General features: G+C 64.7%; 17 protein-coding genes, 2 tRNA genes and 3 pseudogenes. 12 read left to right on the top strand and 10 right to left on the bottom strand.

Translation table 11 applies throughout. The features are described 5' to 3' along the window. Positions 1–47: 47 nt before the first annotated feature. The 6 genes and pseudogenes from eno to G7076_RS06255 all read left to right on the top strand — a co-directional run bounded on the left by eno (position 48) and on the right by G7076_RS06255 (position 5,322). A pseudogene (gene eno / locus G7076_RS06280) lies at positions 48–1,327 on the top strand (phosphopyruvate hydratase). Between the two features lie 70 nt (positions 1,328–1,397). After that, on the top strand, positions 1,398–1,688 hold the full coding sequence (locus tag G7076_RS06275; protein WP_346774079.1) for a septum formation initiator family protein: 291 nt from the start codon (positions 1,398–1,400) through the stop codon (positions 1,686–1,688). Between the two features lie 78 nt (positions 1,689–1,766). Further along, entirely contained in the window at positions 1,767–2,822 is a 1,056-nt protein-coding gene (pdhA, locus tag G7076_RS06270; RefSeq protein ID WP_166201331.1) for a pyruvate dehydrogenase (acetyl-transferring) E1 component subunit alpha, read from the top strand. Further along, positions 2,822–4,198, top strand: coding sequence for a pyruvate dehydrogenase complex E1 component subunit beta (locus G7076_RS06265; RefSeq protein WP_166201330.1), 1,377 nt, complete (start codon positions 2,822–2,824; stop codon positions 4,196–4,198). The genes pdhA and G7076_RS06265 overlap by 1 nt, the downstream gene beginning before the upstream one ends. Position 4,199: 1 nt before the next feature. Further along, complete coding sequence (locus G7076_RS06260) at positions 4,200–4,817, top strand: hypothetical protein (RefSeq protein WP_166201329.1); 618 nt, start codon at positions 4,200–4,202, stop codon at positions 4,815–4,817. A 61-nt stretch (positions 4,818–4,878) separates the two neighbouring features. Beyond that, positions 4,879–5,322, top strand: a complete 444-nt coding sequence (locus G7076_RS06255; protein ID WP_166201328.1) for a hypothetical protein — start codon at positions 4,879–4,881, stop codon at positions 5,320–5,322. 865 nt (positions 5,323–6,187) lie between these two features. Here the strand turns inward: G7076_RS06255 and trmFO are convergent. Next, positions 6,188–7,545, bottom strand: a pseudogene (gene trmFO / locus G7076_RS06245) (methylenetetrahydrofolate--tRNA-(uracil(54)-C(5))-methyltransferase (FADH(2)-oxidizing) TrmFO). A 35-nt stretch (positions 7,546–7,580) separates the two neighbouring features. On the opposite strand from trmFO, the gene G7076_RS06240 reads away from it, so the two are divergent. Beyond that, positions 7,581–8,012, top strand: a complete 432-nt coding sequence (locus tag G7076_RS06240) for a DUF488 domain-containing protein (protein ID WP_166201326.1) — start codon at positions 7,581–7,583, stop codon at positions 8,010–8,012. On the opposite strand, the gene G7076_RS06235 is transcribed toward G7076_RS06240, so the two are convergent. Both G7076_RS06235 and gyrA read right to left on the bottom strand, forming a co-directional pair. Beyond that, positions 8,009–8,479: a host attachment family protein gene (locus G7076_RS06235; RefSeq protein ID WP_166201324.1), complete on the bottom strand. Its 471-nt coding sequence runs from the start codon at positions 8,477–8,479 to the stop codon at positions 8,009–8,011. The genes G7076_RS06240 and G7076_RS06235 overlap by 4 nt on opposite strands. Positions 8,480–8,546: 67 nt before the next feature. Further along, a pseudogene (gyrA, locus tag G7076_RS06230) lies at positions 8,547–11,272 on the bottom strand (DNA gyrase subunit A). A gap of 371 nt (positions 11,273–11,643) precedes the next feature. On the opposite strand from gyrA, the gene G7076_RS06225 reads away from it, so the two are divergent. Beyond that, positions 11,644–12,909, top strand: coding sequence for a hypothetical protein (locus G7076_RS06225; RefSeq protein WP_166201322.1), 1,266 nt, complete (start codon positions 11,644–11,646; stop codon positions 12,907–12,909). 171 nt (positions 12,910–13,080) lie between these two features. Continuing rightward, on the top strand, positions 13,081–14,670 hold the full coding sequence (locus tag G7076_RS06220; RefSeq protein ID WP_166201320.1) for a HAMP domain-containing histidine kinase: 1,590 nt from the start codon (positions 13,081–13,083) through the stop codon (positions 14,668–14,670). 2 nt (positions 14,671–14,672) lie between these two features. Here the strand turns inward: G7076_RS06220 and G7076_RS06215 are convergent. The 7 genes from G7076_RS06215 to G7076_RS06185 all read right to left on the bottom strand — a co-directional run bounded on the left by G7076_RS06215 (position 14,673) and on the right by G7076_RS06185 (position 20,269). Continuing rightward, a tRNA-Ile gene (locus tag G7076_RS06215) sits at positions 14,673–14,749 on the bottom strand. A 101-nt stretch (positions 14,750–14,850) separates the two neighbouring features. After that, a tRNA-Pro gene (locus G7076_RS06210) sits at positions 14,851–14,927 on the bottom strand. A gap of 39 nt (positions 14,928–14,966) precedes the next feature. Next, positions 14,967–15,203, bottom strand: a complete 237-nt coding sequence (locus G7076_RS06205) for a hypothetical protein (protein ID WP_166201318.1) — start codon at positions 15,201–15,203, stop codon at positions 14,967–14,969. 29 nt (positions 15,204–15,232) lie between these two features. Next, complete coding sequence (locus tag G7076_RS06200; RefSeq protein ID WP_166201316.1) at positions 15,233–16,636, bottom strand: M28 family peptidase; 1,404 nt, start codon at positions 16,634–16,636, stop codon at positions 15,233–15,235. A 54-nt stretch (positions 16,637–16,690) separates the two neighbouring features. After that, the gene (locus G7076_RS06195; protein ID WP_166201314.1) at positions 16,691–17,761 is read right to left on the bottom strand and encodes a PA0069 family radical SAM protein; all 1,071 of its coding nucleotides are present in this window, start codon (positions 17,759–17,761) and stop codon (positions 16,691–16,693) included. Positions 17,762–17,834: 73 nt separating this feature from the next. Beyond that, complete coding sequence (locus tag G7076_RS06190; protein WP_166201312.1) at positions 17,835–19,571, bottom strand: lytic transglycosylase domain-containing protein; 1,737 nt, start codon at positions 19,569–19,571, stop codon at positions 17,835–17,837. Beyond that, on the bottom strand, positions 19,568–20,269 hold the full coding sequence (locus G7076_RS06185) for a uracil-DNA glycosylase family protein (protein WP_166201310.1): 702 nt from the start codon (positions 20,267–20,269) through the stop codon (positions 19,568–19,570). The genes G7076_RS06190 and G7076_RS06185 overlap by 4 nt, the downstream gene beginning before the upstream one ends. A gap of 94 nt (positions 20,270–20,363) precedes the next feature. Here G7076_RS06185 and G7076_RS06180 point away from each other — a divergent pair, with 94 nt between their 5' ends. Genes G7076_RS06180 through G7076_RS06170 form a run of 3 tightly spaced genes read left to right on the top strand, consistent with a single transcriptional unit; the run spans position 20,364 to position 24,461 of the window. After that, positions 20,364–22,010 carry an electron transfer flavoprotein-ubiquinone oxidoreductase gene (locus tag G7076_RS06180; RefSeq protein WP_166201308.1) on the top strand — a complete coding sequence of 549 codons (1,647 nt, stop codon included), beginning with the start codon at positions 20,364–20,366 and terminating at the stop codon, positions 22,008–22,010. A 7-nt stretch (positions 22,011–22,017) separates the two neighbouring features. Continuing rightward, entirely contained in the window at positions 22,018–23,655 is a 1,638-nt protein-coding gene (locus G7076_RS06175; RefSeq protein ID WP_166201306.1) for a tetratricopeptide repeat protein, read from the top strand. After that, positions 23,655–24,461 carry a 4-(cytidine 5'-diphospho)-2-C-methyl-D-erythritol kinase gene (locus G7076_RS06170; protein ID WP_166201304.1) on the top strand — a complete coding sequence of 269 codons (807 nt, stop codon included), beginning with the start codon at positions 23,655–23,657 and terminating at the stop codon, positions 24,459–24,461. The genes G7076_RS06175 and G7076_RS06170 overlap by 1 nt, the downstream gene beginning before the upstream one ends. Positions 24,462–24,464 lie beyond the last annotated feature (3 nt).

Raw genomic sequence — 24,464 nt, 5'->3', positions numbered from 1 at the left:
TAGAGCCGCCAAGCCACACTTTCCATGGACCGGGGATTTTCAAAGCCATGACCGCGATCGTCGACATTCACGCCCGCCAGATTCTCGACAGCCGCGGCAACCCCACGGTTGAGGTCGACGTCACCGTGGAGGACGGCTCGATGGGCCGCGCGGCGGTGCCGTCCGGGGCCTCGACCGGTGCGCACGAAGCGGTGGAGAAGCGCGACGGCGACAAGTCGCGCTGGGGCGGCAAGGGGGTCGGGCGGGCTGTCGAAGCCGTCAACGGGCCGATTGCCGACGCGGTGCTCGGCTATGAGGCCGAGGACCAGACCGAGATCGACGCCGTCATGATCGATCTCGACGGCAGCGACAACAAGGGGAAGCTGGGCGCGAATGCCATCCTCGGCGTGTCCCTCGCGGTCGCGCGTGCGGCGGCCGAAGCGCGGGGGCTGCCGCTCTATCGTTATGTCGGCGGCGTCGGGGCGACGCTGCTTCCGGTGCCAATGATGAATATCCTCAACGGCGGCGCGCACGCCGACAATGCCATCGACTTCCAGGAATTCATGGTCATGCCGGTCGGAGCGGAGAGCTTTTCCGAAGCGCTTCGCTGCGGCGCCGAGATCTTCCACGCGCTGAAATCGAAGCTTCACGCTCAGGGCCTGTCGACCTCGGTTGGCGACGAGGGTGGTTTTGCACCGAACCTTCGGTCCGCCCGCGAAGCGCTTGACGTCATCGGCGAAGCCACGTTGGCCGCAGGCTATTCGCTGGGCGACGACGTCATGATCGCGCTGGATTGCGCCTCGACCGAGTTCTTCAAGGACGGCGCCTATGCGATGGAGGGCGAGGGATTGAACCTGACGCCCGAAGCGATGGCCGAATACCTCGAGAAGCTCGCCGGTGAATACCCCATCGCCTCGATCGAGGACGGAATGGGCGAGGACGACATGTCCGGGTGGAAAGCGCTGACCGACAGACTTGGCGGCAGGATCCAGCTGGTCGGCGACGATTTGTTCGTCACGAACGAAAAGCGCCTCGCCAGGGCATCGCGGACGGGGTCGCCAATTCGATCTTGGTCAAGGTCAACCAGATCGGAACGCTGACGGAGACGATCAACGCAGTCCGCCTCGCGCAGACCAGCGGTTATACCGCCGTCATGTCGCACCGTTCGGGCGAGACCGAAGACTCGACGATTGCCGACCTCGCCGTCGCCCTCGCGTGCGGACAGATCAAGACCGGCAGCCTGGCCCGTTCCGACCGCACGGCGAAGTACAACCAGCTTTTGCGGATCGAGGAAGAGCTAGGCGACCAGGCGCGCTATGCGGGGCGTTCCGCACTGAGATTGTCATAATCGCGTGAAAGCGCTTGATTCCCTTGGTCGAATCTGATTCTGTCTCTTTATGGGAGGGGCCGCCAAGAGCTTGGGACTGATCCGTCGCGCGGCGATGCCCGCGCTGGCGCTGATCATTGTCGGCACTTTCGGCGGCCATGCGATCGCCGGGCCCAACGGCCTTCTCGCCTGGGGGGGATACAATCGCGACCTCCAACAGCGCCGCGAAGAGCTGGCCAAGCTCGAGGCTGAGCGCGATGCGCTTCGCCATCGGTCTGCCCTGCTCAATCCGAAAAAGGCCGATCCCGACCTTGGCGAGGAATTGATCCGCCGCGATCTCGGCCTCGTCCGCTCCGACGAGGTGATCATCCCGCTTGAGTAGGGTGACGTTACGGATTGCCCTTTCGGCCCTGCGGCTCCTATAGGCCCAGCCAACAAAAAACGATCAGTGGAGAGCAGCGTGGCGAAAACCGCCCGTAAGGCCGCGACCGCAATCGCGGCGCCCGGCAAGCCCAATAGAGAGCGTCCCGCCGAGCCAAAGCGCTATGAGGCGAGCAAGGACGAGCTGCTCGACTTCTACAAGCAGATGCTGCTCATCCGCCGCTTCGAGGAGCGCGCCGGCCAGCTCTACGGCCTGGGCCTGATCGGCGGCTTCTGCCACCTCTACATTGGCCAGGAAGCCGTTGCCGTCGGCCTGCAATCGGCGATGAAGGTGGGGCGCGACAGCGTCATCACCGGCTATCGCGATCATGGACACATGCTGGCCTATGGAATCGACCCCAAAGTGATCATGGCCGAGCTGACCGGGCGCGCCGCTGGAATCTCCAAGGGGAAGGGCGGATCGATGCACATGTTCAGCGTCGAGCACGGCTTTTACGGGGGGCACGGCATCGTCGGCGCGCAAGTCGCGCTTGGCACCGGCCTGGCCTTCAAGCACCAATATTCCAAGGACGGCGGCACCTGCCTGGCTTATTTCGGCGACGGCGCGGCCAACCAGGGCCAGGTCTACGAGAGCTTCAACATGGCGCGGCTGTGGGACCTGCCGGTCATCTACGCCATCGAGAACAACAAATATGCGATGGGCACCAGCGTCGAGCGCTCGGCCTCGGAGCCGGATTTCTACAAGCGCGGCGAGAGCTTCCGCATCCCGGGAATCCAGGTCGATGGAATGGACGTTCTTGCCGTCCGCGGTGCGGCGGAAGAGGCCATGGCCTGGACGCAGGCCGGCAAGGGGCCGATCATCCTCGAGCTTCTCACTTACCGCTATCGCGGCCACTCGATGAGCGACCCAGCAAAGTACCGTACCAAGGAAGAGGTGCAGGATTACCGCGAGCACCATGACCCGATCGATCACATCAAGGCCGAGCTGAACAAGGCGGGCGTCGGCGAAGATGAGCTCAAGGCAATCGATAAGGAAATCAAGGATATCGTGGTGGAAGCTGCGAAGTTTGCTGAAGAAACGCCGGAGCCGGACGCTGCCGAGCTTTATACCGACGTGCTGGTGGAGGCGTACTGATGGCCGTCGAATTGAAAATGCCGGCGCTCTCCCCGACCATGGAAGAGGGCACACTGGCGAAATGGCTGGTCAAGGAAGGCGACGAAGTAGCGTCAGGCGATGTCCTGGCCGAAATCGAAACCGACAAGGCGACGATGGAGTTCGAAGCCGTCGATGAGGGCACGATCAGCAAGATCGTCGTTCCGGAAGGCACGGACGGCGTGAAGGTCGGGACGGTCATTGCGCTGATGGGCGGCGAGGGCGGCGAAGCTGCCGCTCCAACGCCGGACCCCGAAGTTGCGCAGAAGCCGTCAGACCAGCAGACCGAGCCGACGCCGGCACCGAAGGCCGACACCGGCACAAAGCAGCTCACGCCCCGCGTTGCTGCCGATCCGGACGTGCCAGCGGGAACGGAAATGGTCTCGACCACGGTTCGCGAGGCGCTCCGCGATGCGATGGCCGAAGAGATGCGGAAAGACGACCGCGTCTTCGTGATGGGCGAAGAGGTCGCGCAATATCAGGGCGCCTATAAGGTGACGCAGGGCCTGCTCGAGGAGTTCGGGCCGCGCCGGGTGATCGACACGCCGATCACCGAATATGGCTTCGCCGGCCTCGGCTCGGGAGCCGCCATGGGCGGGCTGAAGCCGGTCATCGAGTTCATGACTTTCAACTTCGCGATGCAGGCGATCGATCACATCATCAATTCGGCCGCCAAGACCAACTACATGTCCGGCGGCCAGATGCGCTGCCCGATCGTGTTCCGCGGCCCCAATGGCGCCGCGAGCCGGGTCGGCGCGCAGCACAGCCAGAATTACGGGCCGTGGTATGCCTCCGTACCGGGCCTCATCGTAATTGCCCCTTACGACGCGGCCGATGCGAAGGGCCTATTGAAGGCTGCGATCCGCAGCGAAGACCCCGTCGTATTCCTAGAAAACGAGCTGCTCTACGGCCATTCGTTCGATGTCCCGAAGATTGACGACTACGTCCTTCCGATCGGCAAGGCGCGGATCATGCGCGAGGGCCATGACGTCACTTTGGTCAGCTATTCGATCGGCGTCGGGGTCGCGCTGGAAGCAGCAGAAACGCTTAGCGGCGAGGGCGTGGAGGCCGAAGTCATCGATCTTCGTACGTTACGTCCGCTCGACAAGCAGGCGGTGCTGACCTCTCTCGCCAAGACCAACCGCCTCGTCGTCGTCGAGGAAGGCTGGCCGACCTGTTCGATCGCCAGCGAGATCATCGCCGTCTGCATGGAAGAGGGCTTCGACGACCTCGACGCGCCAGTTGGACGGGTCAACAACGCCGACGTGCCCCTGCCTTACGCCGCCAACTTGGAGAAGATGGCGCTGATCAAGGCGGATGACGTCGTGAAGGCGGCCAAGGCGGTCCTCTATCGCTGAGATGATGCGGGACCGAGACCTCGTCCGGCTTTACTGGCCGGTCGAACTCAGGCCGGCCTTCGACGCGCTGTTCGACCTGGAGCAGGCGATGGCTGACGTCGTCGCGACGTCCACGCAGCCCGCGCTTGGTGCGATCCGCCTGGCCTGGTGGCGCGAAGCGCTGGAACGGCTCGACACGTCGCCGGCGCCTGCCGAACCGCGGCTTCAGGCTATCGCGGCCGAACTACTGCCGCGCGGATTGAGCGGAGCCCGGCTGGCGGCGATCGAGGACGGTTTCGCGGCGCTGCTCGACGGCGAACCGGATATCCAGCGAGTGATGAAGGGCGGCGCAGCGCTTTTCGCCTGCGCGGCGATGCTTCTCGATGTCGACGATCCGTTGCTGCCGCAAGCCGGAGCAGCCCATGCCGTCGCCCGTGCAATGCGCGGCGGATTGCTGGCGTCGGCAACGGTCCACAACTACTTGAAGTGCGTCCGCTTCGCTAAGCCGCTGCGTCCGCTGACGGCGTTCACGCGGCTGGCGCAGCGCGATCGCCGGCAATTCCCGGCGGTCGAGCCGGAAGCAACTCCGGGAAGGGCAGCCGCGCTGCTTTCGCATCGTCTGTTCGGCACGGTTGCCTAGCGCGACAATCGCTTGCCAAGCAGGCGCCGCCGGATCGCATCTCGATGTGTTGAGGGGCTTCATGACTCGTTTCCCTGCCGGGGCCGCATCGGCGCTAGTCCTCGTCACCGGCGCATTTTTCATCTGGCAAGGCCGCGCGCAGGCGCCAGAAGTTCTGCAAACTCCGCCGCCAGCGGCGGTTGCGATCCAGCCCGGCCAGGCGCTGGCGCCAATCCCGGCGGCGCCATCAGCCGACCCCAAGAGCAAAGAGGATATGCGCTTCGCAATCGCCGACAAGAATGGGGACGGGCGCATTACTCTGGCGGAGATGGTCGAACCCCGGCGCAAGCCGTTCGCCAAGCTCTACGTCAACGGCGACGGCAAGCTCGGGTTCGAGGAGTGGGCGGTGAAGACCATCGACAAGTTCGAGGATGCCGATAGCGACGGCAACAAGGCCCTGACACCCGCGGAATATGCCACCACCGCGCCAAAACCGAAAAAGGCGCGGCCCGCCTGCGGTTGCTAAGGTCTTAGGCCGTCGGCGGATCGATCGCCGGCCAGCCGCGCGCCGTCACGTCTCTTATCCGTGCCCGGCTGACGGGCACTTCGAGGCCATTAGCGAGGCGCAGCCACCGTCGACTATCCCTGATGAAAGTCCCGGACACCGAATGGCTGGCGACCCACCAGCTGCGATGGACCTGCAACCCGTCGATGGCTCCGACCTCCGAGATGGCGTCCGCAAGCCTGTGAAGGACGAGGGCAGAGCCTGAGCAGGTGTGCACGCGCACATAATGGTCCTCGGCTTGCAGGGCGAGGATATCCCTGCCGGCAGCGGCCTTGACCCGACCGTGAATGGGAGGCGGCGAGGCCGTGCCAGGATCGCCGGCTTCCGAGGCGGGGAGGGCGAACGCTTCGTCTCCGCCAGCATGACGGCGGAAGCGATGATAAGCTGGACCGCCGCGACCGCCATGAACAGGGTGACCAGCTCGGCGGGGCCGATCAGGCGGCCAGGCTGGACCAGTACGAGCGCCCAGGCAACGATGAAGGTTTGCGGGACCGCCGAGAGCAATGCGATCGCAGCGGCCTGGAGAGGCAAACGACGAATTTCAAACCGGGACGCGATCGCATGGCGCGAAGCCAGGGCACAGAGATAACCGGTGAAGACCAGTGTCAGCCAGAAGGCGTAGCGCTCAACTCTTTCGAAGCGCGGATAGGTGCCGAACGGCCCGAGAAAGCCGAGCAATAGCCCCAGACCCGCAGCAGCGGCGACGTGCCGAGCCAGCGGGGCGAGCCATTCACGTTTCGCCAACGGCATAGGCGTTGACTAACGAAAGCTTCGGCTCAGTCCATGGAAAATGCGGCAGAGGGGTTGCCCCGTGCCGAGCGGTCGATCAGGCGGTCACCGCTTCGACGCGGCTGATCTCCGCCAGCCAGTTGGTGAACGCGTCGCGGGCACGGCCGGTGTAAAGCTTCTTGCGGTCCGCCTTCTTGCTCTTCGGCCCCACCAGTGGTGGCATCAGTCCGAAGTTGACGTTCATCGGCTGGTAGGTGTCGGCGTCGGCGCCGCCGGTGATGTGCGCGAGAAGGGCACCGAGCGCTGTTTCCGGCGGCAAGGCGGGAAGCGTTTCGCCGCGCTTCTCAGCGATTGCGAAGCGGGCGGCGACGAGGCCGATGGCGGCGCTTTCGACATAGCCTTCGCAGCCGGTGATCTGTCCGGCGAAGCGGACATTGGGCTGGGAGCGCAAGCGAAGCTCGCCGTCGAGCAGCTCTGGCGACTTGATGAAGCTGTTGCGATGAATCCCCCCAATCGCGCGAATTCGGCATTCTCAAGCCCCGGGATCGTTCGGAAAATGCGTATCTGCTCGCCATGCTTCAGCTTGGTCTGGAAGCCGACCATGTTCCAAAGCGTGCCGAGCGCATTGTCCTGGCGAAGCTGGACGACGGCATAGGGCCAGCGCCCGGTTCGCGGGTCGTCCAGTCCGACGCCTTTCATCGGCCCGTAGCGCAGCGTGTCCACACCGCGTGCCGCCATAACTTCGATCGGCATGCAGCCCTCGAAATATGGCGTGTCCTTCTCCCACTCCTTGAATTCGGTCTTCTCGCCATCGTTCAAAGCGGCGACGAAGGCCTCATACTGCTCCTTGTTCATCGGGCAATTGATATAGTCTTTGCCGCCCGAGCCTATCGGGTCCTTGTCCCAGCGTGACTGGAACCAGCACACCGACATGTCGATGCTGTCACGATGGACGATTGGGGCAATGGCGTCGAAGAAAGCGAGCGCTCCGGTGCCGGTCCGTTTCGCAATGGCCTCGGCAAGGCCAGGAGAGGTGAGCGGACCGGTCGCGACGATTGCCAGCCCTTCCAGTGGCAGCGTGTCGATCCGCTCGCGAACGACCTCGATGTTGGAATGAGCGGCGATCCGGGCAGTCACTTCCGACGCGAAGGCCTCGCGGTCGACAGCCAGTGCGGAGCCGGCGGGCACCCGGTGCGCGTCGGCAGAGGCCATGATCAGCGAACCAAGGCGGCGCATTTCCTGGTGGAGCAGGCCGACGGCGTTATTTTCGGCATCATCCGAGCGAAAGCTGTTGGAGCAGACCATTTCTGCCAACCGGTCGCTTTCGTGGGCAGGGGTGGTGTCGCCGCCTCCGCGCATCTCGCTCAGGCGGACCTTGAGGCCAGCCTCCGCGGCCTGCCAAGCGGCTTCCGAACCCGCAAGTCCGCCGCCGATGATGTGGAGATCGTGAGCCATGGCGCGCGAGCTAACGCTTCCCCATATGCAAGTCCATGAAACTGTTCACGATCGGATATGAAGGCGCGACGATGGACGAGTTCCTGTCGGCGCTCCGCGAGGCGGGCGTCGAGCGGGTAATTGACGTTCGCGCACTGCCGCTGTCGCGTCGCCCCGGATTCTCCAAGACCCCGCTCAAGAATGCACTCGCCCAAGCGGGAATCGAATATGTCCACCTGCGGGCGCTCGGGACTCCAGCGGACGGCAGGGCCGCTGCCCGTGCCGGCCATCAAGAGCGGCTCGGAAGGATCTACGCCGCGCAGCTGGAGCTTCCGGAAGCGATCGTTGCCGCGGAAGAAATGAAGGCGCTGGCCGGCGAGCGGCCAAGCGCCTTGCTCTGTTTCGAACGCGACCCCGGCGGCTGCCACCGCACGCTGCTTTGGCGTGCGGCCGTGCCGGACGCAGAGATCGTGGACCTTTTCGCCTAGACCTCGGACGGCGCCTGGGCGGCGGTCGCGCCAATGATCAATGCTTCGATGTCGGGAATGGGGCGGCCGGTCATCTCCTTGGGAATCTCGCAAATCACCCGCCGCTCGGCTTCCTTGTGGAGCTTCTTGCGAAGCTCGCCCAAGGTCTTCGGAGGCGCGACGATGACGAGGTCATCGAAGTCGTTGGCGAGCGCCCGCTTGTTGACTTCCTCGGCCGCGCTATGCGCCCAGCGATCTTCTTCGAGCTGGTGGAAATCGGTCTCTTCGTACGCGACACGGCCGCTGTAGCCGGCGGACTGACCGATCGCCCCGGGAGCATCGGTCTTCATGTCGCCGTCCTTGGCGTCTTCGCGCTCGTCATGCGCCTCGGTCCTCAAGTCGATCTGATTCTGGTCGCCTTCGTTCCGGAAGAACAGGGTCTTGCGGCCGTCGGTGACGAGGACGAGGGCATTGTTGGGAAGAGGCACAGGCGATCTCCTTTGCGTTAAAGCCATGAGCGGCCAACGCGGCGAAGACTGCCCGCGTTCCTGCCCGTTATTTTCCGTCGGCGGGGCCTGCCGCCGAATCTTCTCCGACCGTCGCACCGGTGTCGGGAGCGACCTCGTCGCCGCTATCGAGCTCGATGTCTTCCTCTTCGCTTTCGTCGATCTTGGCGACGGAGACGACCCGCTCGTTATTGGCGACGTTGAAGATGGTTACGCCCTGCGTGTTGCGCCCGGCAATACGGATATCTCCTACGGTCGTGCGGATCATCTTGCCCTGGTCGGTGACCAGCATCAGCTGCTCGCCCTGACGTACCGGGAAGCTTGCGACGACGCCGCCGTTCCGCTCGGAGGTGACAATGTTGATGATGCCCTGGCCGCCGCGGTTGGTGCGCCGATATTCGTAGGCGCTTGAGCGCTTGCCGTAGCCATTTTCGGTCACGGTCAGCAGGAACTGCTCGCCCTCGGCAATCTGCGCGTAGCGATCGTCCGGCAGGCCTTCGGCCGAATTGTTGTCACGCCACACGGGCGACTTGAGATAGGCCTCGCGTTCCTCGGCGGTTGTTCCGACACGGCGGAGGATCGACATGGAGATCACTTCATCGCCGTCCTGAAGCCGGATTCCCCGAACACCCATCGAGGCGCGGCTCTGAAACTCGCGAACGACGGTCGATTCGAAGCGGATCGCCTTGCCGTTGCGGGTCGCGAGCAGCACATCGTCGTCCTCGGTGAGGAGTTCGACGCCGATCAGGCGATCGAGCGTATCCTCCTCCTCGCCGTCATCGGACGCGCCGAACTTCATCGCGATCTTCCCGTTCGAGGGATGTTGGTGAAGGCGTCCATGCTGTTGCGGCGCACGGTCCCGCGTGCGGTCGCAAACATGATGTGAAGGTTCTTCCATTCGTCCTCGTCCTGCGGCAGCGGAAGGACGGTCGTCACGGTTTCGCCTGCAGCCAGCGGAAGGATGTTGACCATCGGCCGGCCCTTGGCGGTCGGACCGCCCTCCGGCAGGCGCCACACCTTCATCCTGTAGACACGGCCGATATTGGTGAAGAACAGCACCGGATTGTGGGTCGAGGTGACGAACAGCTCGGTGACGATGTCTTCGTCCTTGGTGCTCATCCCCGAACGGCCCTTGCCGCCGCGCTTCTGCTCGCGGAACAGCGCCAGGGGGGTGCGCTTGATGTAGCCGGTCATGGTCACGGTCACGACCATGTCCTCGACCTCGATCAGATCCTCATCCTCAATGCCGTCGACGGCGGCGACGATTTCGGCGACTCGCGGGGTTGCGAACTCGGCTTCGACGGCGTCGAATTCCTCGCCCATCACGCGATAGAGACGCTCGCGGTTGCCGAGGATGTCGAGCAGTTCGGCAATGGTCTTTGCCAGTTCGGCAAGCTCCGCGCCGATCTCGTCGCGGCCAAGTGCTGTGAGGCGATGGAGGCGAAGCTCGAGGATTGCGCGAACCTGTGCTTCGCTGAGCTTGTAGCTGGTGCCGGCAGCCTGCGGCTCGATCGCTTCAACCAGTGCGATATAGGGCCGGATCTGCTCGCCGTCCCACTCGCGGGCGAGAAGCTTTTCGCGCGCTTCCGCCGGGGTCGAGGAGCCACGGATCAGCTTCACGACCTCGTCGAGATTGGTGACCGCGACGACCAAGCCCAGCAACAGGTGGGCCCGCTCGCGTGCCTTCATCAGCTCGAACTTCGAGCGGCGGATGATCACTTCCTCGCGGAACTTGACGAAGCTCTCGATGATGTCGCGAAGCGTCAGAGTTTCCGGCCGACCGCCACGGATCGCGAGCATGTTGGCGGGGAAGGAGCTTTGCGCCGGGGTGTGGCGCCAAAGCTGATTGAGCACCACGTCCGGCGTGGCGTCGCGCTTCAGGTCGATGACGATGCGGACGCCCTCGCGGTTCGATTCGTCACGGATATCGCTGACGCCCTCGATTCGCTTGTCCTTGGCCGCCTCGGCTATTTTTTCGACGAGGCCGGATTTGCCGACCTGATAGGGGATGGCAGTGAGGACGATCGAGCGGCGGTCGCCTCGGCCTTCCTCGACGTGCGCCCGGCTGCGCATCAGGATCGAACCGCGCCCGGTGGTATAGGCGCTGCGGATTCCAGACTGGCCGAGGATCAAAGGAGCGGTCGGAAAGTCCGGCCCCTTCACATGCTCCATCAGTCCTTCGCTGCTGATCGCCGGGTCTGCGATATAGGCGCGGCAGGCGGCAAGCACTTCGCCAAGGTTGTGCGGCGGAATATTGGTCGCCATGCCGACCGCGATCCCGCCGGCGCCGTTGACCAGCAGGTTGGGAAAGCGGGCGGGGAGGACCTGCGGTTCGCTTTCGCTCGCGTCATAGTTCGGCTGGAAGTTGACCGTATCCTTGTCGATGTCGCCCAGCAGGAAATTGGCGACCTTCGCGAGGCGCGCTTCGGTGTAGCGCATAGCCGCCGGCGGATCCGGGTCCATCGAGCCGAAGTTGCCCTGGCCGTCGATCAGCGGGACCCGCATCGACCAACTCTGGGTCATCCGGGCCAGCGCGTCGTAAATCGCGCTGTCGCCGTGCGGATGATATTTACCCATGACGTCGCCGACGATGCGGCTGGACTTGCGATATTGCCGCCCCGCAACGTAGCCGGCTTCCTGACAGGCGAAGAGGATCCGGCGATGAACCGGCTTGAGACCGTCGCGAACATCCGGGAGCGCCCGGCTGACGATCACGCTCATCGCGTAATCGAGGTAGCTGGTCTTCATTTCCTCGACGATGGAGATGGGGGCAATGTCGCCGGAGGACTGCTGCTGTTCGTCTGCTGGGGCTGGCTAGCCAAGGAAAATCCTGTCTGTTCTGGCGGGACAAATACGCGGGGAATGAGAATCGTCCGTTCGGACGAGTGCCCCGCATCCTGCTAGCCGATAGGTCGGGCTGGCGCCACCCCACGCGCGCGCGTACGCGCGTGAATCGCGGGCCCAATCCAGGCTTATCTGCATCAACTTAAACGCCCTTGCGTAAGTCACTGAACTGTCACAGTTTGCGCTGCGATTGGTGAGCCGCCTTTCAAGCGGCATCAGGGACTGTGGGGGTCTCGAAAAAGCCGATCGACATCACGGGAGCCAATAGCCGTGGCGGCCAGCCGCGGTCGGGAGGAATATCAATGAAGTTTTTCGCCACGATTTTGGTTGGCGCGTCGGCGCTGGCCATTGCCGCGCCGGGTTCGGCACAGCGTCTGGGCAGCGAACGGCCCAAGGACGCAAAGCCCGACGTCGGCAGGACCACGACCACCAGCGCAACGACGACGACGGGCCGCAAGCTAAACATTTCAAAGGAAGCGCAAAAGGCGATCGTCGAGCTTCAGAACGCGGTCAACACGAACGACACCGCCAATATCCCGGCGAAGCTCGCGGCTGCCCAGGCAGTCGCCAAAACGGCCGATGACAAATATTTCATCGCCATCAACCAGGTCAAAGCGGCCGTTGCAGCCAATGACGCCATCGCGCTGAAGGCCGGCGTCGAAGCGATGGAAGCTTCGGGCGGCGCCGATCCGGCCGACCTCTCGGCCCGGTTCACCGACCTCGGCAAGCGACTTCAGACCGCCGGGCAGATGGACGCCGCTGCCCAGGCCTATCAGAAGGCCGTCGGGTTCGATTCCGCCAACCCTTCGACCCTCGCTCTTTTCGCGAGCCTTCGCGAGAAGCAGGGGCAGAAGGCCGAAGCCGTCAGTCTGATGCAGAAGAGCTTTGCCGCGAGCAAAGCCAAAGGCACGAAAGTCGCCGAGAACAATTTCAAGTTCGCTGCCGGCCTTGCCTACAACATGCGCTCGCCCGCCGCGATCGACATCGCCCGCGAATGGATCGCGGCTTATCCCAGCACGACGAGCTGGCGTGACGGCTTGCGCATCTATCGCGACATCAGCGCCGCCAAGGGCGCGCAGCTCGCCGACACGATGCGCCTTGCAAGGGCAGCAAACGCACTAAGCGGCGAAAGCGATTATTTCGCACTCGCCAACGCCCTCGTCTCCGACGGCGCGCTTGTCGAGGCGAAGGCCGTGCTTGCCGAAGCCGCCAAGGCGCCGGGGGTCGACGTGTCCAAGCAGTCGTTCAAGGGACTCGCCGCCCAGGCCGCTAAAGCGCCTGCGGCAGCCGCGGTCGATGCCAGCGCCAAGGCTGCGCTTGCTAGCGGGGACGCCACGGCGCTGATCGACGCAGGAGACTCGCTGTTCGGTGCAGGTTCCTATGCCCAAGCGGCAAAGCTTTACCGAGCTGCCGTCCCAAAGGACGCCAACCTTGCCAACCTGCGGCTTGGCATGGCGCTGGCACGGGCAGGGGACAAGCCGGGCGCCGAAGCGGCGCTGAACGCGGTGACGGGGCCGAGCCAGTCGCTGGCGCGCTTCTGGCTGCTGTGGCTGGCCACGCGAAACTGACCGAATCAACTCGCGTAGTGAGGGGCGGTCGCTTTCGCGGCCGCCTTTTTCTTATCCGGACGACCTGTTCCATTTCGGGATGGTTAACCGACCCGCCCTGACCTGTGCCGCCCGTTCGTGGTTATGCACTTTCCGTAAAACTTCTTTCTCTTATCCAGGAGTAAACATCGGTTGCGCTTCGACGACCGCCTGGCAACGGTGCTTGCACAACCGGTCGCGGCCTCCCACGACCGCAATGTTCGCTGGCGCCAACTGGTCGACCTGGTCGCGCGTTCGACGGCCACCGCCGACAGGGTGCTTCTCGACAGGGCCATCGCGACGATCGAGCAGGACCGCTCCGCCATCGCCGAGCCGCTCCGGGCGGCGGCGGCGCGGTCGATTGCGGGTGCGGCGATCCCTGTGGCTCTTCTGGAAGTCTTCGCCGGGGATTCGCTGGCCGTCGCTGCGCCACTACTGGCCGGGGGCCGTCTTGAAGGCGATGCGCTCGAGCGGGTTCGGCGCTCGGCTTCGCCGGACGTCCGCCGGTTCCTCGACACGCTCCATCCGGGGGCTCCGAAGCCGGCCGAACTGCCGGAGATGACCCTGACGCAAGTCGCTCCCGATCGCGAAAGGGCGGAAGATTCATCGCCCGGTGCGCCGGCGGAAACTTCGATCGGCGATGTCGTCGCCAGGCTCGACCGGCTCCGCAGCGAGCGCGACCGCGATCGGGCGCGGTCCGTCTTGCCCGAGCCGGTGCGGTCGGATTCCGCTGACACGCGCTCCGTCTTTCGGTGGGAGTGCAGCCCGGGCGGCGAGATCGACTGGGTAGAGGGCGTTCCGCGCGGGCCGCTGATCGGCCGCTCGATCGCGGTGGCCGATCCCGACGAGGGGGTCGACGACTGCGTCGAGCGCGCATTTTCCATCCGCGCGCCATTTCGCGACTGCGTCCTCGAGCTAGGGGACGAGGGGCAGTTGGCGGGACGCTGGACGATCAGCGGGGCACCGGCCTTCGCAGCCAACGACGGCCGCTTCATCGGCTATCGCGGAATCGCCCAGCGTGGCGAGCCGCAGGAATTCGCCGCGCCGGAGCCGTCCACGGCCCCGCTTCCGGACAGCCATGACACGCTTCGGGAAATGATCCACGAGATCAAGACGCCGCTCAATGCGATCATCGGATTCGCGGAAATCATCGACGGCCAATATTTCGGCCCCGCGCATCGCCGTTATCGCGAGCGTGCGGCGCAAATCGTCAGCAATGCACGCGCGCTCCTCGAAGCCGCTAACGATCTGGATTTCGTCGCTCGCATTCAATCGGCAGGCTCAACCAGTGGGCAAAGGACCGACCTGAAAACCTTCTTTCCGGCCTTTACCGGCCGAATCCTCGAAAAAGCGGCGCAGCACGGCGTTCAGGTCGATATCCAGTCCGGGGATGCCGATGGCCTGTGCGCGCTCGAGCCGACACTGACCGAACGCCTTCTGGCCCGGTTCAGCGATGCCGTCCTCGGAGCGACCGCACCGGGCGAGCAGTTGATGATGAGGGTCCGCCGTGCAGGAGGCCAATGCGGGATCGCGATCAGCAGGCCCCGTTCGACCATCCTGGCGACGCGCGACGACCTGCTCGACCCGGAATTCACCATCGGGGATTCCGATCGCGGTTTGCTCGGGCTCGGTTTTTCGCTTCGGCTGGTAAATGGCCTCGTCGAGCTCGCCGGCGGTACACTCGACATCAACGACCAGTATCTGACGCTTCTCCTGCCCCTGGTGGAGCGAGATCAGGGTTAGGATGGTGGGCCCGGCAGGACTCGAACCCGCAACCAAGCCGTTATGAGCGGCCAGCTCTAACCAGTTGAGCTACAGGCCCCACCAGGCGCGCCCGGTGCTTATCCGGAGGACAAGCGAGGCCGGGCATCGCGCAAATTGATTTTCGATCTTGAGACACCCGCGGATCGTCGCCATCGAAAATGGTCGGGGAGACAGGATTCGAACCTGCGACCCTCTGCTCCCAAAGCAGATGCGCTACCAGCCTGCGCCACTCCCCGACGGGGGCCCTCTAGAGCGTCACTGCCCCTGCCGCAAACCTAATTGCTGTTGTCGGCCTTGTTGGTGTCGACTTCGACCTCGACATTCTGCGCGCGGTCGACGGCTTCCTCGGTACCGTTGGCGATGGCCGCACCGGCTTCCTGCGCTGCGTTGGCAACGTCTTCAGCCGCGTTTTCCGCAACGTCCTGGTTGTAGGCGACGGTGACCGAATTATTCCCCTCGCTCACCTGGCAGGCGGCGAGAAGCGCAAACGGGGCGATAAAGATGATTCGCATATGTGGTCGTCCTTCGTTTCGTTTTCGGATTAACGCACGCGGCGGCGTTTCAGCTTCACCGGTTCGATCGGGCCCGAAAGAACCGCCAGCATCGCCGTCCATGCGGCGACATTCTGGCGAAGCTGGACGGGATCGATCTTGTCGAGCGTATCGTTGGCGGTATGGTGCAGGTCGAAATAGCGGGTCCCGTCCTGGCTAAGGCCAACGCCCGGAACCCCGGCAGCGATCATCGGGCCGATGTCGGACCCCTCTGCCGTCTCCAACGATCCCGTCAGGATTCCAAGCGGCGCAAGCGCAGCGCCAAGCATGCGCGCTTCCTCGCGGCGCTCAGTCCCCAACTTGCTGTTGACCTGCCAGATGCGGTCCGCGCCGAAGTCGCTCTCGGCAAGCGCGTAATGCGGCTCCTTGCCGTGCTTCGCCTGATAGTCGAGGCCGCCGAGAAGGCCGATTTCTTCCGCCCCGAACCAAACGACCCGGATTGTCCGCTTCGGCTTGCCAGCATTCATGATGCGTTTTGCAGCGGCCGCCACGATCCCGCAGCCCGACGCGTCGTCGATCGCACCGGTGCCGAGGTCCCAGCTGTCGAGGTGACAGCCGACGAGGACGGGGGCGAGAGCTGGGTCGCTGCCCGGCAGCTCGGCAATGACATTCCCCGACGCGCCCTGCATGCGCTGGGCCTGGAGGCGGAGCCGCATCGTGACCGGCTTGCCGCGCTTCAGGATCCGTTCCAGCTGTTCGGCATCGGGAACGCTCAGCGCGCCGGCCGGAATCGGTTTGGCGCCATTGGCGAACTCCATCGAACCGGTGTGGGGGGTGCGGTTATGATCCGTCCCGATCGAGCGAATGACGATTGCGATCGCGCCCTTCTGGCTGGCGATCGTTGGGCCTTGCCGGCGGGGCGCGCCGAACTGGCCGTAGCCCGAGCCGTCCTGCGTCGGTGTCATTCGGTGATCGACGAAGACGATCTTGCCGCGAACGCTCTCTTCCGGCGCAAGGCGCAGCGAGTCGACGCTGTCGAAACCGACCACCTCGCCGGTTACGCCCTCCGGCCCAGTCACGCCGCTTCCGCCGAGCGCGTTTACGACCATCTTTTGCGGGAACGGCGCGAGGATCTCCGCGCTTTCGGCGCCGCGGATGGCGGTTGGAACAGTGAACTCCTCGATCCGCACGTTGCTGAATCCGAGTGACTTCAGCTTTGCGACGGACCAGTTTCGCGCTCGGGCCTCTGCCTCGGTCCCGGCCATGCGTTGCCCGACTTCGGTGGTCAGGCCCTCGGTAATGTCCCAGGCATAATGGTCGTTGGCGAGCGCATCGTCGCGCAATCGGGCAACGACCGGGTCGACTGCCAGCGGAGCAGGGGTGGGCCGTGTCTGCGCGAACAGGGGGGCGGAGGCGGCGGCAAGGAACAAGGCCGCAGACGGAATGCGATTCATTCTGTCGACGTAAGGGCGTCTGCGGCGCTTGTCATGCCCTCTCTCGACGAGCGGTCACAGAAGCCGCATTTGCGCCCCCGCCGGCTGCTCGAACAGGTCGCGGCGAAGCGGAAATTTCGACTGGGGAACGCCGTAGCGGCGGATGGCTTTCTCGAATCGCGTTTTCAGCAATTCGGCCCAGGCGCCTTGGCCGCGCATCCGGCTGAAGAAGTTGGGATCATTATCCTTTCCGCCGCGCAGCGAATGAATCGTCGCCATGACCTTGCCGGCACGATCCGGGAAATGCTGTTCCAGCCAGTCGCGGAACAGGGGCGCCACCTCGTGCGGAAGGCGGACCGGAAGATAGAATGCGCCGCGCGCCTTCGCATCTGCAGCGGCCTCGACCAGGTGATCGAGCTCATGGTCGGTGATCTGCGGCACGACTGGCGCAATCGCGACATGACAGGGGACGCCGGACTCGTTGAGCGTTCGCACCGCTTCCAGGCGCTTGCGAGGGGCGGAGGCGCGGGGCTCCATCAGCCGTGCCGTTTGCGATTCGAGCGACGTCACGGAAATCGCGACCGACGCGATCCCGAGCTTCGCGGCGGGGACCAGCAGGTCGAGATCGCGAAGCACCCGGTCGGACTTGGTGGTGATCGTGAAGGGGTGCCGGGTCTCAAGCAGAAGCTCGATAACCGACCGAGTGACGCGCCAGCGCTCCTCGATCGGCTGATAGGGATCGGTGTTTGTACCCATCGCGATCGGCGCGCATTCGTAGCCCGGCCGCGATAGCGCCGCGTGCAGCAGCTTGGCGGCATCCGGCTTCACGAAAAGCCGGCTTTCGAAATCCACGCCCGGCGACAGGTCGTGATAGGCGTGGGTAGGCCGCGCAAAGCAATAGATGCAGCCGTGCTCGCAGCCGCGATAGGCGTTGACCGAACGGTCGAAGCCGATGTCCGGCGAGCTGTTGCGGGTGAGTATGCTCTTGGGTTTTTCGATGGTTACGGTGGTCCGGCGCGGCGCGACCCCGTCGAGCGCATCCACCTGGTCGAGCCAGTCGCCGTCGACCAAGTGCTGCTTCAGGTTGAAGCGCGACGGCGTGGCATTGCGCGTAGCTCCGCGCCCGTGGTTCGACTCGACAGACATGGCGCCATGATATGTTTAGACGAGAACGAAACAAGAACCTTCGTAGGCAATTCGCCCATGAGTGGCGAGCCTATCAGCGACGATACGTCGGAAAGCTGGGCCAACGACCCTGCGCCAATTCATGCAACGTCGTCTGCGGAGTGCCCCGCAACCCTTCGTAAACCCAGAGGTTTCTCAGAACTGCCGGTACGTAATAGCGGGTTTCCCAATAATTGAGGCTCTCGATCCACAGCAGGGGATCGTTCCGGTGATTGATGTAGTTCCACCGGGTCACGGGAACGGGGCCGGCATTATAGGCGGCGATGATCTTCACCATCTGGCCCTGAGTGGCGGCATTGCGCCGCATCAGCTCGATGAAGCTCTGGCCATATTCCAGGTTGGTCGCCGGGTCGGAAAGGTTTCCCACCGCTACTCCACGTGCGCGGGCGAAGTCGCCCGCCGTTCCGGGCCGCACCTGCATCAGGCCGACGGCGCCAGCCGGGCTAACCGCCGCATGACGAAAATCGCTTTCCTGGCGGGCATGGGCCCAGGCCCAGGCGGGGTCGATCCGCCAGCCGCCGCTCGGCGCCCAGCGCGGCAGGGGGAAGCGGTCGGCCGCCGATACGCGCGCACCTTGCGGCCCGTTATGGGCAAGCCAGTAAGCGGTTGCCGGAAGCTCCATCGTCCGCGCCTTGGCAATCAGCGCACCGTGATCGGAAGGATTGCCGATCCGTGCCTGGTGGCGGATCATCTGTTCGGCAAGGCTTCGCTCGCCAATCGCCGCAAGCTCGTTGGCGCGGCGGATATTCGGCAGCGATTCGATGCGGCTCGACGCGGGCGAAGGTGGGGGAAGGGCTTTCGACATGCCCAAGGTCTCGCGCGCAAGCAGGCCGTAGAAACTATCCGGCGCGCGCGCCGCAAGCTTCATCATCGGCTCCACATTGGCGGGTCGCCGGCAGGCCTGCTCGGCCCGCCCCGCCCAATAAGCGCCGGCCGCGCGAAGCTCGCTTTCTGCCTGGCTGTAGGCGACGGCGCGAAAGTGGCCGGCGGCACTGTCGCAGTTGTTGAGGCGCCAGTCGGCGAGGCCCGCGATCCATTGCGCCTGCGCGGCCCAGTCGCCGGTGACACCGGAAATTCCGGCCTCGGCGACGCGCTTGGCATCGGCATCGCGGCCCACGAGGTAATATATCCACGCGACGCGCTGCGCCGCTTCGGCACGTCCTTCCGCCGTCAGCAACGCGGCGCTTTGCTGGTAAAGCGCCTCGGCCTGGGGGGCGAGATTGTCCTTAACCAGCGGCTCCAGCGCAGCGCGCAACTGGTCGGCGACCGGATCCCCGTTGACCGGGCGCGAGCGGTGGCGCCGTGGGGCAGCCCCGAGCGGGATCATCCGGGCCGCGCGAGCGATACCCGGCGCCTCTGTCGCGCCGCGGCTGAAGGCCATTCGCTGCAGCTGCTCGGCCTGCGGCAGGTCCGGCGCTTCCGACAGCAGTTGCACGATGGGTCCAAGCTCAACCTTCGGGCTGTTCTTCGCCGTGTAGAGCTCGGCCTTGGCGACGGGCTTCAGCACGTGATCCGGGAGCGCGGCGATGCCCGCGTCGGCTGCCGGCCAGTCGCCACTGCGAATCGCGGCGAACACCCCGCGCCAGTCCTTGGGTACGACAAGAGGCTTCGGAGCGGGTGGCTGTACCGGCGCGGCCGGCTCGGGGGTGGTCAGGACCGGCTCATCCTCGTCGCTTTCTTCTTCAGGCGAAGGAGCCAAGGGATCCTGGGCCAGAGATGGCGAGGCGAGAGCAAGCAGCGCGACTGCGGAGAACCGGCTTAGAATCATCATTCTTCCATCAGTAGCAGCAGGTCGCGCCACGCCAATGCCTTGTCGGCAGGCCGTTGCAGCAGCCACCGCGGAGCAAAGGTGGCGATCGTCCGCGCCCCCTCCACCTTGTGAATTTTGTTGCGCCTCTGCGTGACCGTGCCGCCCAGAAAGGCGCGGGACGGGCCGTCGCCGAAAAGCACGAGCCGCTTCGGCGCCACGAGCGCAATATGCTGCCGAGCGATCTCGACGCAGCGCTCCAGGTCGGCGCCGCCAAGACTGGTGCCGGGGCTCGAAAAGCACGAGAGGTTGGCGAGGTATGCCTGGTCGGCGCTAAAGCCGATCGCGGCGAGCATCCGTTTCGTCAGAAGCCATGCTTCCCCACCGATGGGTTCGCCATCGTCTTCGGAAGAGGCAACGTCGGTCATCAGCATGATCTCGGCACCAGCTTCGCCGCGGGGCAATACCCTTCGCGCCGCTGAAGCCGACAGCGGCAGGTCGGTGGACTCCTCCAGCCAGCTTCGAAACGCGACAAAATCCGCCGGAATCGCCTCATTCTCGGTTGTCACCGATTGCATCAGCGCTTCCGCCTGAGCCGGGGGCGGTCGCCGCCGCCAATCACGCGGCTCCTCGCCGATCGCGACGTCAACTCCGGATTCGATCCACCAGCTGAGGAGCGCTGCAGCTTCGCGCGCGTCGCTTGTATGTGTGTCGCCGGCCATGGCCGCCACCTTCTTCCAAGGTTGACGGCGCGGTCAAGGAATTGGCAGGGCTGTATTCGACGCACTGGCGCGGCGGCACGACAGAGGAACCGGGATGAGCGACCGCGAATCGATGGAATATGACGTTGTCGTGGTCGGCGCAGGTCCTGCCGGGCTAGCCTCGGCGATTCGATTGAAGCAACTCGCTGCCGAGAGCGGGCGCGAAATTTCCGTCTGCATTCTGGAAAAGGGCGGGGAAGTCGGGGCGCACATCCTGTCCGGCGCAGTCATCGATCCACGAGGGCTGAATGAGCTTATTTCCGACTGGAAGGACAAAGGCGCGCCGGTCGGCGTGCCGGTGACCGATAATCTTCACTGGGTGCTGAGCGCCAAGGGCAAATATTCGATCCCGCACTGGCTGATGCCGCCGTTCATGTCGAACAAGGACACCTACACCTGCAGCCTCGGCAACCTGACGCGGTGGCTGGCAACCCAGGCCGAGGAACTGGGCGTCGAGATCTTCCCCGGCTTCGCGGCGGCCGAAGTCCTGTTCCACGACGATGGCAGCGTTAAGGGCGTCGCGACGGGCGACATGGGTGTCGCCCGCGACGGCAAGCACCGCCCCGACTATCAGCCCGGAATGGAGCTCCATGCCCGCTACACTTTCCTGGCGGAGGGTGCGCGCGGCCACCTGACCAAGGAGTTGACCCGGATCTTTGACCTTCGAAAGGACTGCGGCCCTCAGGTTTACGGTCTTGGGATCAAGGAATTATGGGATGTTCCTGCGGAGAAACATAAGCCGGGCAGGGTAATCCATTCGCAGGGGTGGCCGCTCGACGATGCTTGGGGCGGGGGCTTCCTCTATCACCAGGAAAACGGGCAGGTCGCGCTCGGCTTCGTCACCGCGCTCGACTATTCGAACCCCTACCTTTCGCCGTTCGAGGAATTCCAGCGCTGGAAAACCCATCCGGCAATCCGCGCCGAGATCGAAGGCGGCAAGCGCGCATCCTACGGTGCGCGCGCCATCAACGAGGGCGGCTGGCAGGCGATCCCGACGCTCGCCTTTCCCGGCGGAGCGCTGGTCGGCTGTGCCGCAGGCTTCGTCAACGTCCCGCGGATCAAAGGAAGCCACACGGCGATCAAGTCCGGGATGCTTGCCGCCGAATCCGCGTTCAAGGCGATCACGGCCGATCGTCGCTCTGACGTGCTTTCCGACTATGAGCCCGCGGTTCGCTCAAGCTGGATCGCCGACGAACTGAAGAAGGTCCGCAATGCCCAGCCCGCGGTTTCGCGCTGGGGCGGCACGATCGGGACCCTCTTCGCCGGATTTGATATGTGGCTCAACGCCATAGGACTTCGAACGCCGTGGACCTTGAAGCATCATGCGGATCACACGACACTTCGCCGCAAGGACGAGGTTCGACCGATCGTCTATCCCAAGGCCGACGGTGCACTGACTTTCGACCGGCTTTCCTCGGTATTCATCTCGAACACCAATCATGAGGAAGACCAACCGGTTCACCTGACGCTCAAGGACGCCGACGTACCGATTGCGGTGAACCTCGCCCTCTACGACGCGCCGGAGCAGCGTTATTGCCCTGCCGGGGTGTATGAGATTGTCGAGGAAAGCGGGAAACCGCGCTTGCAGATCAACGCGCAGAACTGCGTCCACTGCAAGACGTGCGACATCAAGGACCCGACCCAGAACATCAACTGGGTCGTTCCCGAAGGCGGTGGAGGCCCCAATTACCCGAATATGTAGAGCGGCAGTGCTGGCAGCCCTGATCCTGCCGCTGGCAATGCCCGCGACGGCGAGCAATCCCGCAGAGGCGGAGCGCCTTTCGACCTATCTCGCGGCGCGTGCGGCCGACACGATGGGCGATCCAGCGACCGCATCCAAGTTGTTCGCCGCGCTGGTACGGGATCTTCCGGCCGACGAACGCCTCCGGCAACGCGCGATTGTCGGGGCCATCGAAGCCGGCGACATGCGACTTGCGCTCGAGCTCGGCAACGGCGTGCCGTTCGACCGTGCGCCGCTCGAGCTTCGAATGCTCACCATCGCGGACCTGCTTGTTCGCAACCGCCAGAGCGACGCGCTCGCGCACTTGCGAAACGGCGGCGGCACGATCGATTCGTCATTCCTTCTGCCATTCGTCGAGGCCTGGGCGCGGGCGGATGCCAAGGACGGAAACGCGGTCCAGAGTCTCGACAGCGTGAACCCGCAAAGCGCGCTTGCGCGGCAGGTGAACGAGCATAGGGCACTCATTCATTTGAAACTCCGGCAGCCTGCTGATGCGCTGCCGCTTGCAGAAAAGGCGCTTGAGGAGGCAGGCGGACGCGCCGACCGCCTGCGCCTTGCCTTCGCCGACGGGTTCCGCGCGGCAGGCGACATGGCCACTGCCGCCAAGATGGTCGACGCCAAGGGCGCTGCAATGAGCAGCGCGCAGGCAAGGCTGAGGTCCGGAAAGCCTCTCGGTGAAGCGATAGACAGCAGCTCGAAAGCCTTTGGGGAGCTTTTGCTCGGCCTGGCGATCGCGCTCAATCGGCTCGACGACAAGTCGATTGCGGTCTCGCTTGCGCAGGTCGCCCGGCATGCCAATCCGGAGAATGATGCGGCAGTCCTCCTGCTCGGGCTTCTACTCGACGAGGCGGGCCGAAGCGACGATGCCGTCGCGGCCCTGAGGACGATCGACGAAGGCTCGAGCTTCGCCAACCAGGCGGAAGATGCCGAGGTTCGTATCCTGCTCGACAATGGCCGCGAGAAGGAGGCACTTGCGCGGGCGCATCGCACCGCTTCGATCGCGCCCAGCGCCGATGCCTTTTCGCGCCTCGGAGCGGTCTTCAGCCGCCTCGAACGCCAACCGGAATCCGCCCAGGCCTACGCCCAGGCGATCGCACTCGCCCAGAGCCGCGAGACCTCCGACGAATTGTGGGCCCTGCAACTTTATCGTGCTAGCGCGCTTGAGGAATCGGGCAACTGGCCGGAAGCCAAGGCAATCATGCAGTCCGCCTTGGCATCGTCGCCGGAGAATTCGCTGCTGCTCAACTTCCTTGGCTACGGGATGCTGGAGCGAGGCGAGGACATCGAGGCCGCAGAGGCGATGGTCCGCAAGGCAAGCGCGTTGAAGCCGGATGACGCCTCGATCACGGATTCGCTCGGCTGGGCGCAATTCAAGCGCGGCAAGGTCGACGAGGCGATCGAGACCTTGAACCGGGCCGCCGCATCCGACCCCGGCCAGGGCGAAATTCGCGAGCATCTCGGCGATGCGCTCTACACGGCCGGTCGCCGGATCGAGGCGCGCTTTGCATGGCGCGCGGCCCTCGCCACTACCGAAGAGGCTGCTGCCAAGGCCCGCATAGAATCGAAGATCGAACGCGGCCTCGACAAAGCCAACGCCGCGCCCTGATGCGGCTTTCCGAGCCGGCACCGGCCAAGCTCAATCTCGCACTTCATGTGCGCGGACGCCGGCCCGATGGAAGGCATGAGCTTGAGACCCTGTTCGCCTTCTGCACGGACGGCGACCTTCTTCACGTTGAGCCTGCCGCCGGGATTTCACTGAATGTGAACGGCCCCTTCGCCGGAGCGCTCGCGGGTGAGCGCGACAATCTCGTCGTCCGCGCTGCCGAAGCGTTGGCCGCGAAGGCTGGCGTGGCCGGAGGCGCTGCGCTGACCCTCGACAAGAAGTTGCCCGTGGCTAGCGGGATTGGCGGAGGCTCGGCAGATGCGGCCGCTGCGCTCCGGCTGCTCACTCGCCTTTGGAGCATCGACCCGAATCATGCGCAGGCGGTGGCACCCGCGCTTGGCGCCGACGTTCCTGCCTGCCTGCTGAGCATGACCGTGCGAGGCAGCGGGGCAGGCGACGAGCTCCGGCCGATCGAGGATTCGACGGTTTCCGGATCGCCGGTCCTGCTGGTGAATCCGCTCGTACCGGTGTCGACAGGGGCGGTGTTCGCTCGCTGGGACGGCATCGATCGGGGACCGCTGGACGACTGGAGGACGGGCCGGAACGATCTCGAAACGCCGGCCCGTAAAATCGCGCCCGCGATCGGCGACGTGCTCAAATGGCTCGCCGGGCAAGCCGGAGCCAACTTGGTGAGAATGTCCGGAAGCGGAGCGACCTGCTTCGCTCTCTTCGTCTCGGAGGAGAAGCGGGACCACGCCGCCGTTTCCGTTCCGTCCGACTGGTGGCATCTCGCGAGCTTCCTGCGCTAAAGG

The organism is Sphingomonas sp. HDW15A (assembly GCF_011301715.1).
Lineage (GTDB): Bacteria > Pseudomonadota > Alphaproteobacteria > Sphingomonadales > Sphingomonadaceae > Sphingomicrobium.
The sequence above is the reverse complement of the archived record's forward strand: the minus strand, read 5'-3'. Positions and strand labels throughout refer to the sequence as shown.

What these genes read in the sequence shown, in the direction of transcription:
- G7076_RS06170 (WP_166201304.1), top strand. Translation starts at nt 23,655, where the DNA reads ATGCGGCTTTCCGAGCCGGCACCGGCCAAGCTCAATCTCGCACTTCAT.
- G7076_RS06190 (WP_166201312.1), bottom strand. Translation starts at nt 19,571, where the DNA reads ATGATGATTCTAAGCCGGTTCTCCGCAGTCGCGCTGCTTGCTCTCGCC.
- G7076_RS06265 (WP_166201330.1), top strand. Translation starts at nt 2,822, where the DNA reads ATGGCCGTCGAATTGAAAATGCCGGCGCTCTCCCCGACCATGGAAGAG.
- G7076_RS06205 (WP_166201318.1), bottom strand. Translation starts at nt 15,203, where the DNA reads ATGCGAATCATCTTTATCGCCCCGTTTGCGCTTCTCGCCGCCTGCCAG.
- G7076_RS06255 (WP_166201328.1), top strand. Translation starts at nt 4,879, where the DNA reads ATGACTCGTTTCCCTGCCGGGGCCGCATCGGCGCTAGTCCTCGTCACC.
- G7076_RS06225 (WP_166201322.1), top strand. Translation starts at nt 11,644, where the DNA reads ATGAAGTTTTTCGCCACGATTTTGGTTGGCGCGTCGGCGCTGGCCATT.
- G7076_RS06260 (WP_166201329.1), top strand. Translation starts at nt 4,200, where the DNA reads ATGATGCGGGACCGAGACCTCGTCCGGCTTTACTGGCCGGTCGAACTC.
- G7076_RS06185 (WP_166201310.1), bottom strand. Translation starts at nt 20,269, where the DNA reads ATGGCCGGCGACACACATACAAGCGACGCGCGCGAAGCTGCAGCGCTC.
- G7076_RS06180 (WP_166201308.1), top strand. Translation starts at nt 20,364, where the DNA reads ATGAGCGACCGCGAATCGATGGAATATGACGTTGTCGTGGTCGGCGCA.
- G7076_RS06200 (WP_166201316.1), bottom strand. Translation starts at nt 16,636, where the DNA reads ATGAATCGCATTCCGTCTGCGGCCTTGTTCCTTGCCGCCGCCTCCGCC.
- G7076_RS06195 (WP_166201314.1), bottom strand. Translation starts at nt 17,761, where the DNA reads ATGTCTGTCGAGTCGAACCACGGGCGCGGAGCTACGCGCAATGCCACG.
- G7076_RS06240 (WP_166201326.1), top strand. Translation starts at nt 7,581, where the DNA reads ATGAAACTGTTCACGATCGGATATGAAGGCGCGACGATGGACGAGTTC.